Raw genomic sequence first — 13,769 nt, 5'->3', positions numbered from 1 at the left:
GACGGCCTCCTTACAGCGGGATGTTGCCGTGCTTCTTCGGGGGCAGCTGCTCGCGCTTCGAGCGGAGCGTACGCAGACCACGAGTGATGTGCCGGCGCGTCTCCGACGGCATGATCACAGCATCCACATACCCGCGTTCGGCCGCGGCATACGGATTCAGCAGCGCGTCCTCGTACTCCTGGGTCAACTCGGCGCGCAGCGCCTCGCGTTCGTCGTCCGACTCGACGGCCGCGAGCCGGCGGCGGTGGAGGATGTTGACCGCTCCCTGAGCACCCATGACGGCGATCTGGGCAGTGGGCCAGGCGAAGTTGAGGTCGGCGCCGAGGTGCTTGGAGCCCATGACGTCGTAGGCGCCGCCGAACGCCTTCCGCGTGATGACGGTGATGAGCGGCACCGTCGCCTCCGCGTAGGCGTAGATCAGCTTGGCGCCGCGCCGGATGATGCCGTCGTACTCCTGGTCGGTGCCCGGCAGGAAGCCCGGCACGTCCACGAAGGTGATCACCGGCACGTTGTACGCGTCGCAGGTGCGCACGAAGCGCGCGGCCTTCTCGCTGGCGTCGATGTTGAGGCAACCGGCGAACTGCAGCGGCTGGTTGGCCACGACGCCCACGGACCGGCCCTCGATCCGGCCGAAGCCGGTGATGATGTTCGGCGCGAACAGCGCCTGCGTCTCGAGGAATTCGCCGTCGTCCAGCACGTGCTCGATGGCGGAGTGCATGTCGTACGGCTGGTTCGCGGAGTCGGGGATCAGCGTGTCCAGCTCGCGGTCCTCGTCCGACGTCTCCAGGTCCGCCTCCTCCGGGAAGGCGGGGGGCTCGGAGAGGTTGTTGGAGGGCAGGTACGACAGCAGCGCCTTGACGTACTCGATGGCGTCCTTCTCGTCGCCCGACATGTGGTGCGCCACGCCGGAGGTCGTGTTGTGCGTGCGGGCGCCGCCCAGCTCCTCGAAGCCGACGTCCTCGCCCGTCACCGTCTTGATGACGTCCGGGCCGGTGATGAACATGTGCGACGTCTGGTCCACCATCACCGTGAAGTCGGTGATCGCCGGGGAGTAGACGGCGCCGCCCGCGCAGGGGCCGACGATGAGGCTGATCTGCGGCACGACGCCGGAGGCGTGCACGTTGCGGCGGAAGATCTCCGCGAACAGGCCCAGCGCGACGACGCCCTCCTGGATACGCGCGCCGCCGCCGTCGTTGATGCCGATGACCGGGCAGCCGTTCTTCAGCGCGAAGTCCATGACCTTGACGATCTTCTCGCCGTAGACCTCGCCCAGCGAACCGCCGAAGATCGTGAAGTCCTGCGAGTAGACGCAGACGGGACGTCCGTCCACGGTGCCGTAGCCGGTGACGACGCCGTCGCCGTACGGGCGGTTCTTCTCCAGGCCGAAGTTGGTCGAGCGGTGCCGGGCGAACTCGTCCAGCTCGGTGAAGCTCCCCTCGTCCAGCAGCAGGTCGATCCGCTCCCGAGCCGTCAGCTTGCCCTTCGCGTGCTGCTTCTCGACCGCCCGCTGCGAGCCCGCATGCGTCGCCTCCGTGGCCCGGCGCTCGAAATCCGCGATCTTCCCCGCGGTCGTGTGGATGTCAGGGCTCGCCTGCTCGGACTGCTCGGACATCAGCGTGCGGCTCCTACTCGTCGCGTGCGGCTACCGGTTCGTAGGCTATCCGCGAAGCAGGCCATCGTCGGTGCGGCGTTGGCCACACTCGCGGCCTGCGAACGGCGGGCCGAACCCCCGGGCGCGAGGCGCGGGGCGTCTCCGCCGCCCGCGGGACGCCCCGGCCGGGGCCCGCTCCCGCAGCGGGGGCGGCGCCCCCGCCCGCGGATCTACGCTGACGTCATGACGCCCAACTCGCCCGACAGCTCAGGCAGCCGCTGGTCGGACCTCGACCGCCCCCCTCTCGACGCCGCCTCGCTGCGCCGTGCGCTGACCAGGGCCGACAGCCTGTGGACCTCGGTCGACGTCGTCGAGAGCACCGGCTCCACCAACTCCGACCTCGTGGAGCGCGCACGAGACGGCCGAGCGCAGGAGGGCGCCGTACTCGTCGCGGAGGAGCAGACGGCCGGCCGCGGCCGGCTCGACCGCAGCTGGAACGCGCCGCCGCGCTCCGGGATCTTCGTCTCGGTGCTGCTCCAGCCCCCCGCCCCGCAGGAGCGCTGGGGCTGGCTGCCGCTCCTCGCCGGGGTGGCCGTGGCGAGCGCGCTCTCCCGTACCGTGGGAGTGGACACCGGCCTGAAGTGGCCGAACGACATCCTCGTCGGGACCGGCGGCACGGAGCGGAAGATCGGCGGCATCCTCGCCGAGCGCACCTCGCTGCCCGCGGTGGAGCAGGGCGGGGGCCCGGGGCGCACGCCGGAGGGGCCGGGCGCGGTCGTCCTCGGCATGGGCGTCAACGTCTCCCTCAGCGGCTCCGAACTGCCCGTCCCCGCCGCCGGATCGCTCGTCCTCGCGGGCGCGCGGTGCACCGACCGGGACCCGCTGCTGCGCGCGGTCCTCCGCTCGGTCGAGGACTGGTACGGGCGCTGGAGCGCCGCCGACGGCGATCCGCTGGGCAGCGGCCTGCTGGAGGCGTACGCGGCGGGCTGCTCGACGCTCGGACGCCCGGTGCGGGCGGAGCTTCCCGGGGGCGAGGAACTGGTCGGCGAAGCGGTGGCCGTCGACAGCGACGGGCGGCTCGTCATCGGCACGGAGGAGGGCGTGCAGCGCCCCGTCGCCGCGGGCGACATCGTGCATCTGCGCGGGGCCGGGGGCACGGGGGCGTGACCGCGGGGCGGCGGTGATCCGGCGCGGCCGTGCCGAGGGGCCGTGCGATCTTGCCGGAGCGGGCCCCGCGAAGGCGCGCGGATCGGCGGTGGGTGCACGCCGGATCGCCGTCGGTGACGGGCGGGCGGGCGATGTGCCGAGTCGGTGGCACGAGTGCGCCGGAGCGTCCACAGAGGGGCCTGTTCAGCGGACTGCTGCCGTATTGTTGGCACGCGGCGGAGGGGATGCGGATGCGGCGCGTCCCGGTGATCCCCGAAGATCTCGACAAGAGAACGGAAGGGCAGTGCGCAGGTACGACCGGGCCTGGCGAGGGGCGGACAGTGGCCGACGATGAACCGGACACGCCCGCACGTGCGTCCGAGTCGCAGCCGGCATCGGACGCGGAGCCGGGAGACGCGGCGCAGCCACCGGAGCGGCCGGTTCCACGAGCGGCGCCCACCGCTCATGCAGCCCGTCCCGCCGAGGCGACCGCACCCGGATCCGACGGTCCCGCCGGTCCGCCGCAGCCTTCAGGCCAGCCCTTGCCCCGCGTGCAGGGCGGCAGCGGCGAGAGCGACGACGATCCCAGCGCCCTGCGCATCGAGGAGCTGATCCTCGGCTCGTCCCGGCAGTACACCCCGTTCCAGGCGGCCCGGGCCGCGGGGGTCTCCATGGAGCTGGCGTCGCGTTTCTGGCGGGCCATGGGCTTCGCCGACGTCGGCCAGGCCCGGGCGCTCACCGAGGCGGACGTGCTGGCGCTGCGCCGCCTCGCGGGCCTCGTCGAGGCCGGGCTGCTCAGCGAGGCGACGGCCGTTCAGGTCGCCCGGTCCACCGGGCAGACCACGTCGCGGCTGGCGGACTGGCAGATCGACTCGTTCCTGATGGGGCTGACGGAGCCCCCCGAGCCCGGCATGACCCGCAACGAGGTCACCTATCCGCTGGTGCAGCTGCTCCTCCCGGAGCTCGAGGAGTTCCTCGTCTACGTGTGGCGGCGGCAGCTCGCCGCGGCCACCGGACGCGTCGTCCAGGCCCTCGACGACGAGGAGACCGTCGACCGGCGGCAGGCCATCGCCTTCGCCGACCTCGTCGGCTTCACGCGGCTCACGCGCCGCCTGGAGGACGACGAACTCGGCGAACTCGTGGAGGCTTTCGAGACCACGGCGGCCGACCTCGTCGCCGCCAACGGCGGACGTCTGATCAAGGCGCTCGGCGACGAGATCCTCTACGTCGCGGAGGACGCGGGGACCGCCGCGGAGATCGGCCTGCGCCTGATCGAGACCATGGCCAACGATCCGACGATGCCCGAGCTGCGCGTCGGCATCGCCTTCGGCACGATGACGACCCGCATGGGCGACGTCTTCGGCAACACCGTCAACCTCGCCAGCAGGCTGACGTCGATAGCTCCCAAGGACCGGGTGCTCGTGGACGGCGCCTTCCGGGCGGAGCTCGTCGGCGCCGGCGACGCCCCCGAGTCGGAGAAGGAGACCGAGGACCTCTCCGGCTACCGCTTCGCGCTCCAGCCGCTGTACCAGCGGCCCGTCCGCGGCCTGGGCGTCGTCGAACCCTGGATGCTGGCGCGCCGCTGACCCTGTTGCTCGCGCCGCCGGGCGGCAGCGGGCTCCGGGCCGCGGGGGACGCGGGCCGCGGCTGGTTCTCCCGGCGCTGGTGCGTCTCGCAGCAGCAGGCCGCGTCAGCCGACGCAGAACTCGTTCCCCTCCGGGTCCCGCAGCACGGCGCAGTAGTACTCCATGCCCGGCTCGTCCATGATCCGGATGACCGTGGCGCCCGCCTCCGTCAGCTCCTCGATCTTGGATGTGATCCGGCGGGTCCGGTCGGGAAGCGGGGTGCCGCGGCCGCCGCCGACCAGGACGTCGAGATGGACCCGGTTCTTGACCGTCTTGGCCTCGGGGACTCTCTGGAACCACAGGCGCGGCCCCCGGCCCTCCGGGTCGACGATCGACTCCGGCGTCTCACCGGCGCCCTCGGGGAGCTCCTCCTCCGGCACACCCATGGCAGCCCAGTGCTCGCGCCACGTGGCGTGGCCCCCGGGAGGAGGCTCGGGCACGTAGCCCAGAGCCCTGGTCCAGAAGGCCACCATCCGCTGCGGATCAGCGCAGTCGACGGTCAGCTGCAGTGTCGCTTCCATGCCCGGGAGCGTCGCAGAAGGGTCTGACAGGGCGGGCGTCCCGGCCCTCCGGGCGGACCGTACAGTGACCCACGGACACAGGTGAGCGAGCGTTAACCGGAGGCGTCGATGAGCAGCGTGAGCGAAGAGCGTTACGGGGAGTGGATCGCCGTCCGCAAGGACGCGGAGACCCACGTCGCCGAACTCGTCCTGGACCGGCCCGGCGCCATGAACGCCGTCTCCAGCGAGCTGGCGGCCCGTCTCGCCGAGGCGTGCGCGGACCTGGCCGCCGACCGCGGCGTACGCGCCACCGTGCTCACCTCCACGCACGAGCGGGCCTTCTGCGTCGGGGCCGACCTCAAGGAGCGCAACTCGCTCAGCGACGCCGAACTCGGCCGCCAGCGGCCGACCGCGCGCGCCGCCTACACCGGTGTCCTGGAGCTTCCGATGCCGACCGTCGCGGCCGTGCACGGCTACGCGCTCGGGGGCGGCTTCGAGCTGGCGCTCTCCTGCGACGTGATCGTCGCCGATCCCACCGCCGTCGTCGGACTGCCCGAGGTCTCGGTCGGCGTCATCCCCGGCGGCGGCGGTACGCAGCTGCTGCCGCGCCGCGTGGGAGCGGCACGGGCCGCCGAACTGATCTTCTCCGCCCGGCGCGTCGAGGGCGCCGAGGCCCACCGCCTCGGCCTCGTCGACGAGCTGGTCGAGGAGGGTCGCGACCGCGAGGAGGCGCTCGCCCTGGGCGGCCGCATCGCACGCAACTCCCCGGTCGGGCTGCGGGCCGCCAAGCGTGCGCTCCGTACGGGCTGGGGGCTGGACCTGAGCGCCGGTCTGGAGATCGAGGACGCCGCCTGGCGCACCGTCGCGTTCTCCGGGGACCGGGCCGAGGGCGTCGCGGCGTTCAACGAGAAGCGGAAGCCGCAGTGGCCAGGGGAGTGAAAGACGTCCACCGCGCCGGGGCGGCGCCACGGCCGCCCCGGCCCGCGATCCCCCGGGGGAAGGCCGCCGCGGAGCGGTCCCGCGGAGGGCCCGTACCGGGAGCAAGCCGGACGGCGGGCCGGGCGGAACGCTTCTAGCCTGGCACTCATGGGAGAGGACCCACGGTTGCGGGCGGTCGTCGAGCTGGCTCAGGCCATGACGACGGCGCAGCGCTTCTGCGACGCGCATCCCCGCGACTCCGCGCACCGCGAGGTCGCGCACGCCGCCGCTGTGCGGGCGTGCGCGGCGATGGACGGCGCGTTCGCGGCGATATCCGCCTGGGACAGGGCGCGCGGGCGGCTGGACGTCCTGGTCAACGTCGGGAAGCTGGCCGCGGGTGAGAGCGAGTTCCCTGACGCCGAGTCCTATCCGGTGCACGACTTCCCCGAGATCACCGAGTCCCTCCGCGAACGCTGGCGGGTGGAGGGCAAGGACGAGCCGCACGCCTGGATCGAGACCGCGGGCGAGGGGAACGCCGGTGACGGGCCCGCCGGCGGTGCGATACCCGTCCATCCGCGGGTCGAGGCCCTGCGCCGCCGGGGGCGCGGCTGCTGCGTCGTGGCGCCGATCGTGCTGCACGGCAGGGCCTGGGGCGAGCTGTACGTCGCCAGGGGGGTGGGGGAACCCGTATTCGACCAGTCGGACGCCCACTTCGCGACGATACTGGCCGAGATCATCGCCGCCGGGATCGCGCAGAACGAGCAGCTCGAAGAGGTGCGCCGGCTCGCCTTCACGGACCAGCTGACCGGGCTCGCCAACCGCCGTGCCATCGAGGGGAAGCTGGAGGACGGCCTCCAGCGGCACCGCGAGGACGGGACGGTCGTCAGCCTCGTCGTCTGCGACGTCAACGGCCTCAAACGCGTCAACGACGAACTCGGGCACGCCGCCGGCGACCGGCTGCTGGAGCGCTTCGGGATAGTGCTCTCGCTGTGCGGGGCGACCCTGCCGGGCGCACTCGCGGCACGGCTGGGCGGCGACGAGTTCTGCCTGCTGACGGTCGGACCGGACGCGGACCGGGTGGTGCGGGCTGCCGAGGAGGTCTGCCGCATGGCCGCCGGGCTCCAAGCGGGGGACGGGGTGGCTTGCGGCGTGGCGTCGACGGGGGACCCGATCGGGCCGGTGCGCTCCGCGGCGCGCCTCTTCCGGCTCGCGGACGCCGCGCAGTACCGGGCGAAGGCGGCGCGCGCCCGCCGTCCGGTGGTGGCGGGGCGGGACGGGGGTGTCTCCGGCCCGGTCGTACGGCTCGCCGACGCGTCCGAGGCGGACGAGGCGGACGAGGCGGCGGCCGGGAGCGCCGTAGACGAGGCGCCCGTGGCCGCGGCGCCGCCAGGCGACCGCCGGCACTTCCGCGGGCACGCGCCGAGCGGTGCGGACGAGCCGTCCCCGGGCGAGGGGACGGGCAGGGACGGCGGGTCCCGCACCGCTGACGGAGACCGTGCCGACCGCGACGGGCTGCCGGACGACGCGGGGGAGGCCCGTGCGCAGCCCGGGGAGCCGGGGGCCGCCGGCGGGCCGGACGTGCCGGGGCGGGCCGGCGGGCGTCGCTGAGCGGGACGCCGGGCGGGCCACGGGCCTGTGGCGGAGGCGGGCTGGGAGCGTGCCGGCGGGGGAAGCGGTTCGAGGCCCCGGTCGTGACAGGAATCGATTCACTCTCTAGGGTGCCTGAATATGACTATGCACACCGTGGTGCTCGGTGAGTCCGGCACGACCCCCGAGGACGTCATCGCCGTCGCCCGTGAGGGCGCACGCGTGGAGCTGTCGCCGCAGGCCGTGGCGGCACTGGAGGCCGCACGGCGCCACATCGAGGACCTCGCCGCGAAGCCCGAACCCGTCTACGGCGTCTCCACCGGCTTCGGTGCCCTCGCCGTCCGCCACATCAGCCCCGAACTCCGCGCGCAGCTCCAGCGCAACATCGTCCGCTCGCACGCGGCGGGCATGGGGCCGCGCGTCGAGCGCGAGGTCGTGCGGGCGCTGATGTTCCTGCGCCTGAAGACGCTCGCCTCGGGCCGCACCGGTGTGCGCCCGCAGGTCGCGCAGGCCATCGCCGACCTGCTGAACGCCGGGATCACCCCCGTCGTGCACGAGTACGGCTCCCTCGGCTGCTCCGGGGACCTCGCCCCCCTCTCGCACTGCGCGCTGGCCCTGATGGGCGAGGGCGACGCCGAGGGACCCGACGGCACGGTGGCCCCGGCCGCCGCACTGCTGGAGGAACACGGCCTCGCCCCCGTCGAACTCCGCGAGAAGGAGGGACTGGCCCTCCTCAACGGCACCGACGGCATGCTCGGCATGCTGCTCCTGGCGGGGGCCGACCTCGCGCGCCTCTTCACCTCGGCCGACATCACCGCGGCCCTCACCCTGGAGGCGCTGCTCGGCACCGACAAGGTCCTGGCGCCCGAGCTGCACGCCATACGTCCGCACCCGGGGCAGGCCGCGTCGGCCGCCAACATGCGGAAGGTGCTCGCGGGTTCCGGTCTCACGGGGCACCACCAGGACGACGCGCCCCGCGTGCAGGACGCCTACTCGGTGCGGTGCGCGCCCCAGGTCGCCGGCGCCGGACGGGACACCCTCGCGCACGCCCTCACCGTCGCGCAGCGGGAACTGGACGCGGCCGTCGACAATCCCGTCGTGCTGCCCGACGGGCGCGTGGAGTCCAACGGCAACTTCCACGGCGCCCCCGTGGCGTACGTGCTGGACTTCCTCGCCGTCGCCGCGGCCGATCTCGCCTCCGTCGCGGAGCGCCGCACCGACCGGCTGCTGGACAAGAACCGCTCGCACGGCCTGCCGCCCTTCCTCGCGCACGACGCGGGAGTCGACTCGGGGCTGATGATCGCCCAGTACACGCAGGCGGCCCTGGTCAGCGAGATGAAGCGGCTGGCGGTCCCGGCGTCCGCGGACTCCATCCCGTCCTCGGCGATGCAGGAGGACCACGTGTCGATGGGCTGGTCCGCGGCGCGCAAGTTGCGCACAGCTGTGGACAACCTGACGCGAGTCGTCGCCGTGGAGCTCTACGCGGCGACGCGTGCGGTCGAACTGCGGGCGGAGGGCGGCCGGTTGACCCCGGGCGGCGCCGCGACGGCGATCCTGCGAGCGCTCCGCGGGGCGGGCGTCGAGGGCCCGGGCCCCGACCGCTTCCTCTCACCCGACCTGGCGGCGTGCGAGGAGTTCGTCAGGACGGGGGCCCTGGTGGGCGCGGCTCAGTCGGTGACGGGCGCACTCGCCTGAGACGCCGCGCGGAGACCGGCCGCCCGGCGGCGCGAACGGATGACCAGCGCGCCGCCGGCCCCCGCGAGCGCCAGGCCGCCCAGCACGTAAGGGGAGCCGATGGCCCCCGGGTCCGAGGAGTTGACGCCCGCGGGCCGTCCCGCGGTGCTCTCCATCGCGCCGGCTCCCGAGTGGGGGCCGCCGTCCAGGGCCGCGCCGTGTGTCACGGCGGAGTGGCCGGCGTGCCGTACGTCTGTGCCCGTACCGTCCGGGACCGCCTTGGCGGTGGGGACGAACCAGAGGGCGCAGAGCACCGCGCCGGAGGCAGTCGCGGTCATCAGGGACCGGCGGTGTGCGGACACGGTGGAGAGTCCGGCTGCGGGCACTGGATAGCCCCTTCCGAGTGCTGTGGTGCGACGAGCGACGAGCGGTGCGCACGCCACGAACTGACGGCGCGGTGGCCGATGTTATAGACCGCCGCGGGTCCTACGGAACCCGCGCCTCCGCTGCGCTTACGCTCCGTACATGGACGCTGACGAGACACCGCGCACCGACCCCACGGGCTCGGGGCCGCACATCCGGCTCCACGTGGACCTGGTCGTCGAGATCGCCGACTCGCGCGCGCTGACCAGGTCCGCCCTCGCCCGGGTGGAAGGCGACGAGCTGATGCCGGACGAGGAGCGGGAGCACGCGAGGGAGTCCGTCGCCGGGGACGCGGGCGAGGCCATCGCCTACCTCGTCGACCCGTTCGACCTCGTGCGCGAGCTGCCGGGAGTGGAGCTGGCGCACGCCAGTTGGGGCAGCGAGGAGGTCCGGCAGGACGGGCTCGGCGCGATTCCGCCCTTCGGCGATCTCGACGACGACATGGACGGCGATCTCGAAGACGACGTGGACGGCGAGCCGGAGCAGGACCCGGGCGAGGACGGCGGAATCCGCGAGGCCGTCGACGCCGCCGGATACGCCTCGGGCGGGCACCGGGGCTGAAACGCGGCGCCGGAGCCCGAACACGCGTCGGAGCGCCCTTCTCCACCCCCTCTGACCAGGCGTTTCGCCGTTGGGTGCGGTGTGGTGGCAGGCTTCATCCCCAGGGCCACGTGTGCTGGGCCACAGTTTCATCACGTGTGGAACCGGTCACCAGCCTCAGTGCGTTCTGTTCCGTAGAGCTGGGTCCGCACATGTCCCCTTGGTCCGGCACGGGGGAGTGCGCGGTCATTCGGGGAGCTTGGATTCTGACGCGATGGAGAAGTCTGTGACGACGCTGGGTACGCACCGCAAAGCGATATCCGTGACTGCTGCGGTGCTCGGCGGGGTGCTGGCACTGGGTGGCTGCAGCACGTCGGACGGCGGTGGCGGAGCGGAGAAGGCCAAGTCCGAGGCGCGCGGCAAGAAGAGTTCGGTGGCCCGAATAAAGATCGCCGGCAAGGACGGCTCCGAGGGCGCGAGCATCAACACCGCCGGCAAGGTGGTCGTCAGTCAAGGCAAGCTCACCGACGTGAAGTTGACCGCCGTTCAGTCCGGCACGACCGTCGAGGGCACGATGTCCGGCGACCGCCGCACGTGGAAGCCGAACGACCAACTGGAGCGGGCGACGCAGTACAAGATCACCGCGAAGGCCGAGGACGGCGAGGGCCGCAAGTCGGTGGAGAACTCGACCTTCACCACGGTCTCGCCGAACAACAGCTTCATAGGCACCTACACCGGCGAGGACGGCGCCACCGTGGGCGTCGGCATGCCGGTGTCGATCAACTTCGACAAGGCCATCAGCAACAAGAAGGCCGTCCAGTCCGCGATCAAGGTCAGCTCGACCAGCGGCCAGGAGGTCGTCGGGCACTGGTTCGACGACACGCGCCTCGACTTCCGCCCCGAGGAGTACTGGAAGTCCGGTTCCAAGGTCACCCTCGACCTCAAGCTCGACGGTGTGAAGGGCGCCCAGAACATCACCGGAGTGCAGGACAAGACGGTGACGTTCAACATCGGCCGTTCGCAGGTCAGCACCGTCGACGTCAAGAGCCACAAGATGTCGGTCGTGCGGGACGGCAAGGAGCTCAAGTCCATCCCGATCTCCGCGGGCAGCGCGAAGAACCCCACGTACAACGGCAAGATGGTGATCTCCGAGAAGCACAAGGAGACCCGCATGGACGGCGACACGGTCGGCTTCGGCCGGAAGGGCGCCGAGGGGTACGACATCAAGGACGTCCCGCACGCGATGCGGCTGTCGACGTCCGGCACCTTCATCCACGGCAACTACTGGGGCGCGCCCTTCGGTTCGGGCAACACCAGCCACGGCTGCGTCGGCCTGAAGGACAAGCGCGGCGCGAACGACGCCGGCACCGACGGCGCCTGGTTCTACGAGAACTCGATGATCGGCGACGTCGTCGAGGTCAAGGGCTCGCCCGACAAGACCGTCCAGCCCGACAACGGGCTCAACGGCTGGAACATGAGCTGGGCCGAGTGGAAGGCGGGCTCCGCGGTCTGAGCCGCGTGACGAGCTGAACGAGCCGGACGACGAGGGCGGGGTACGGGCCGAACAAGCCCGTACCCCGCCCTCGTGCGTGGCCGCAGGTCCCTCTCACAGCCTCGCGGGTGCGGGCCCCTGAGGGCGCGGTCCCGCGGGCCTGTGCGGCGGATCGGTGCGGCGGGGTGGCCGCCGTCAGCCGCCGAGCTGGTTCACGACGGTCTCGCAGAACGCCTTGAGATCGTCCGGCTTCCTGCTGGTGACCAGCGGGAACGGTCCGTCGTCGTCGACGACGACCTCCTCGTCGACCCAGTGGGCGCCCGCGTTGCGCAGGTCGGTCTGCAGGCTGGGCCACGACGTGAGCGTGCGGTCCCGCACGACGTCGGCCTCGATGAGCGTCCACGGGGCGTGGCAGATCGCGGCGACCAGCTTGCCGGACTCGCAGAACGTCTTCACCAGGCGTACGGCGTCGTCGTCCATCCGCAGCGCGTCAGGGTTGGCGACCCCGCCGGGCAGCAGCAGGGCGTCGTACTCGTCGGCCGACGTCTCGTCGACGGTCTGGTCCACCTGGAAGGTGTCCGCGCTGTCGAGGTGGTTGAAGGCCTGGATGCGGCCCGCTGTCGTGGAGACGAGGCGCGGGGTGTGTCCCGCGTGCTCCACGTTCTTCCACGGGTCCGTCAGCTCGACCTGCTCGACTCCTTCGGGGGCCACCAGAAAGGCGATGCGCATCTCTCGCCACTTCCCTCCACGCGTCTCGGCGCGAAACGTCGTTTCACTTTCCCGTCCCGGGTCCCCAGCACGGGAGGGCTCATGCAGGGAGGGCGCGCCCGGCTTGCGGAAGCGCGAGCCGGGCGCGGCGCGGCTCAGGCCGTACGGTCGGCCTCGGCGAGCGGCCGGTGCACGGTGCCGATCAGCACCGCACCGGCCGCGACGCTCACCGCCCCGAGCAGGAACGGCACATGGGCGTTGTAGTGCTCGACGAGCTTGCCCGCCGCGAACGGCGCCAGTCCGCCGCCGATGAAGCGCACGAAGCCGTACGTGGCCGAGGCGACGGGACGCGGAACCGGGGCGATGCTCATCACCGCCGTCGTCACCAGGGTGTTGTTCACGCCGATGAACGCCCCCGCCACGACGACCGCCCCGACGACGACCCACCGCTCGTCGGGGAAGAGGCCGATGAGGGCGAGGTCGGCCGCCATGAGGACGAGGTTCCCGTAGAGGGTGCGGGGTGTGCCGAAGCGGCCGCGCAGCGCAGGGGCGCCGAAGACCGCGAAGACGGCGACGAGCAGACCCCAGCCGAAGAAGACCCAGCCCAGTTCGATGGCGGAGAGGTGCATCAGGAAGGGCGCGTAGCCGAGCATCGTGAAGAAGCCCCAGTTGTAGAGCAGCCCGGTGACGCTCGTCGTCGCCAGCGCCCGGTGGCGCAGCGCGGCCAGCGGCTCCTTGAGGGATTCGGGGCGCTCCGCCGTGCGGGAGGCGGGCAGCAGCACGGCCGTGGCGACGAGCGCCCCGACCATGAGGGCGGCGACCCCGAAGAAGGGGCCCCGCCAGCTGACGTCGCCGAGGAGCCCGCCCAGCAGCGGCCCCGTGGCGATGCCGACGCCGAGTGCCGTCTCGTACAGCACGATCGCGCCCGCGAAGCCGCCGCTGGCGGAGCCGACGATGACGGCGAGGGACGTCGCGATGAACAGCGCGTTGCCCAGGCCCCATCCCGCGCGGAAGCCGATGATCCCGTCGATGCTGCCGGCCGCTCCCGCGAGGGCGGAGAAGACGACGATGAGGGTGAGTCCCACGAGGAGTGTCCGCTTGGCGCCCAGACGGCTGGAGACCCATCCGGTGATCAGCATCGCTACGGCTGTCACCACGAGGTAGCTGGTGAACAGCAGAGTCACCTGGCTGGGAGTCGCGTCGAGCCGGCTGGAGAGCGCCGGGAGGATGGGGTCGACGAGCCCGATGCCCATGAACGAGATCACGCACGCGAAGGCCACTGCCCAGACGGCCTTCGGCTGGCGGAACGGGCTCTGCGAGTGCCCCTGACTCAGCGGGCTGGGTGGACTCTGCGGACTCTGCGGAGGTTCGGGGTGCGACTGCGCGTCCGCGCCGTGCGGGGCGGGAGAGGCGATGTCCGGGGCCGGCCCGGGGGCGGAGGTCTCCGGCCTGTGCATCAGGGGCGTCCCTTCGACGTCATGGGTGCCCGCCGTCGGGACCGGCGGGGGGCCGCGCATATGTGTGTATGCACCAACGGAATATATAGGTGGCCAGTACATCTATTC

General features: G+C 72.5%; 11 protein-coding genes and 1 pseudogene. 7 read left to right on the top strand and 5 right to left on the bottom strand.

The annotated features are described in order from the left end of the window. Positions 1-10 precede the first annotated feature (10 nt). The gene (locus H181DRAFT_RS04825; RefSeq protein ID WP_045862908.1) at positions 11-1,612 is read right to left on the bottom strand and encodes an acyl-CoA carboxylase subunit beta; all 1,602 of its coding nucleotides are present in this window, start codon (positions 1,610-1,612) and stop codon (positions 11-13) included. Positions 1,613-1,834: 222 nt separating this feature from the next. Between H181DRAFT_RS04825 and H181DRAFT_RS04820 the strand changes: the two genes are divergently transcribed. After that, on the top strand, positions 1,835-2,758 hold the full coding sequence (locus H181DRAFT_RS04820) for a biotin--[acetyl-CoA-carboxylase] ligase (RefSeq protein ID WP_045862907.1): 924 nt from the start codon (positions 1,835-1,837) through the stop codon (positions 2,756-2,758). Positions 2,759-3,279: 521 nt separating this feature from the next. Continuing rightward, a complete protein-coding gene (locus H181DRAFT_RS04815; protein WP_254666696.1) occupies positions 3,280-4,323 on the top strand; it encodes an adenylate/guanylate cyclase domain-containing protein in 1,044 nt (347 codons plus the stop codon). A 104-nt stretch (positions 4,324-4,427) separates the two neighbouring features. On the opposite strand, the gene H181DRAFT_RS04810 is transcribed toward H181DRAFT_RS04815, so the two are convergent. Next, positions 4,428-4,883, bottom strand: a complete 456-nt coding sequence (locus tag H181DRAFT_RS04810) for a VOC family protein (protein WP_045862906.1) — start codon at positions 4,881-4,883, stop codon at positions 4,428-4,430. 108 nt (positions 4,884-4,991) lie between these two features. Here H181DRAFT_RS04810 and H181DRAFT_RS04805 point away from each other — a divergent pair, with 108 nt between their 5' ends. The 3 genes and pseudogenes from H181DRAFT_RS04805 to hutH all read left to right on the top strand — a co-directional run bounded on the left by H181DRAFT_RS04805 (position 4,992) and on the right by hutH (position 9,062). Then, positions 4,992-5,801 carry an enoyl-CoA hydratase/isomerase family protein gene (locus tag H181DRAFT_RS04805; RefSeq protein WP_045862905.1) on the top strand — a complete coding sequence of 270 codons (810 nt, stop codon included), beginning with the start codon at positions 4,992-4,994 and terminating at the stop codon, positions 5,799-5,801. Positions 5,802-5,948: 147 nt separating this feature from the next. Continuing rightward, a pseudogene (locus H181DRAFT_RS04800) lies at positions 5,949-7,094 on the top strand (diguanylate cyclase); the annotation flags it as partial. A gap of 420 nt (positions 7,095-7,514) precedes the next feature. Beyond that, positions 7,515-9,062, top strand: a complete 1,548-nt coding sequence (gene hutH / locus H181DRAFT_RS04795; protein WP_045862904.1) for a histidine ammonia-lyase — start codon at positions 7,515-7,517, stop codon at positions 9,060-9,062. On the opposite strand, the gene H181DRAFT_RS04790 is transcribed toward hutH, so the two are convergent. Next, a complete protein-coding gene (locus H181DRAFT_RS04790) occupies positions 9,035-9,427 on the bottom strand; it encodes a hypothetical protein (RefSeq protein WP_052708448.1) in 393 nt (130 codons plus the stop codon). The two genes, hutH and H181DRAFT_RS04790, sit on opposite strands and share 28 nt — an antisense overlap. 139 nt (positions 9,428-9,566) lie before the next feature. Between H181DRAFT_RS04790 and H181DRAFT_RS04785 the strand changes: the two genes are divergently transcribed. Next, complete coding sequence (locus tag H181DRAFT_RS04785; RefSeq protein ID WP_254666695.1) at positions 9,567-10,025, top strand: hypothetical protein; 459 nt, start codon at positions 9,567-9,569, stop codon at positions 10,023-10,025. A 253-nt stretch (positions 10,026-10,278) separates the two neighbouring features. Next, positions 10,279-11,517, top strand: coding sequence for a L,D-transpeptidase (locus H181DRAFT_RS04780; RefSeq protein WP_045862900.1), 1,239 nt, complete (start codon positions 10,279-10,281; stop codon positions 11,515-11,517). A 174-nt stretch (positions 11,518-11,691) separates the two neighbouring features. Here H181DRAFT_RS04780 and H181DRAFT_RS04775 read toward each other — a convergent pair whose 3' ends face one another. Together H181DRAFT_RS04775 and H181DRAFT_RS04770 are read right to left on the bottom strand one after the other, a co-directional pair. Further along, positions 11,692-12,225, bottom strand: a complete 534-nt coding sequence (locus H181DRAFT_RS04775) for a type 1 glutamine amidotransferase domain-containing protein (RefSeq protein ID WP_045862899.1) — start codon at positions 12,223-12,225, stop codon at positions 11,692-11,694. Between the two features lie 134 nt (positions 12,226-12,359). After that, positions 12,360-13,661, bottom strand: a complete 1,302-nt coding sequence (locus tag H181DRAFT_RS04770; RefSeq protein ID WP_107068678.1) for an MFS transporter — start codon at positions 13,659-13,661, stop codon at positions 12,360-12,362. Positions 13,662-13,769: the final 108 nt, after the last annotated feature.

It is taken from the genome of Streptomyces sp. WMMB 714, from assembly GCF_900090125.1.
Lineage (GTDB): Bacteria > Actinomycetota > Actinomycetes > Streptomycetales > Streptomycetaceae > Streptomyces > Streptomyces daqingensis.
This window is presented reverse-complemented; position numbering and strand designations above follow the sequence as displayed.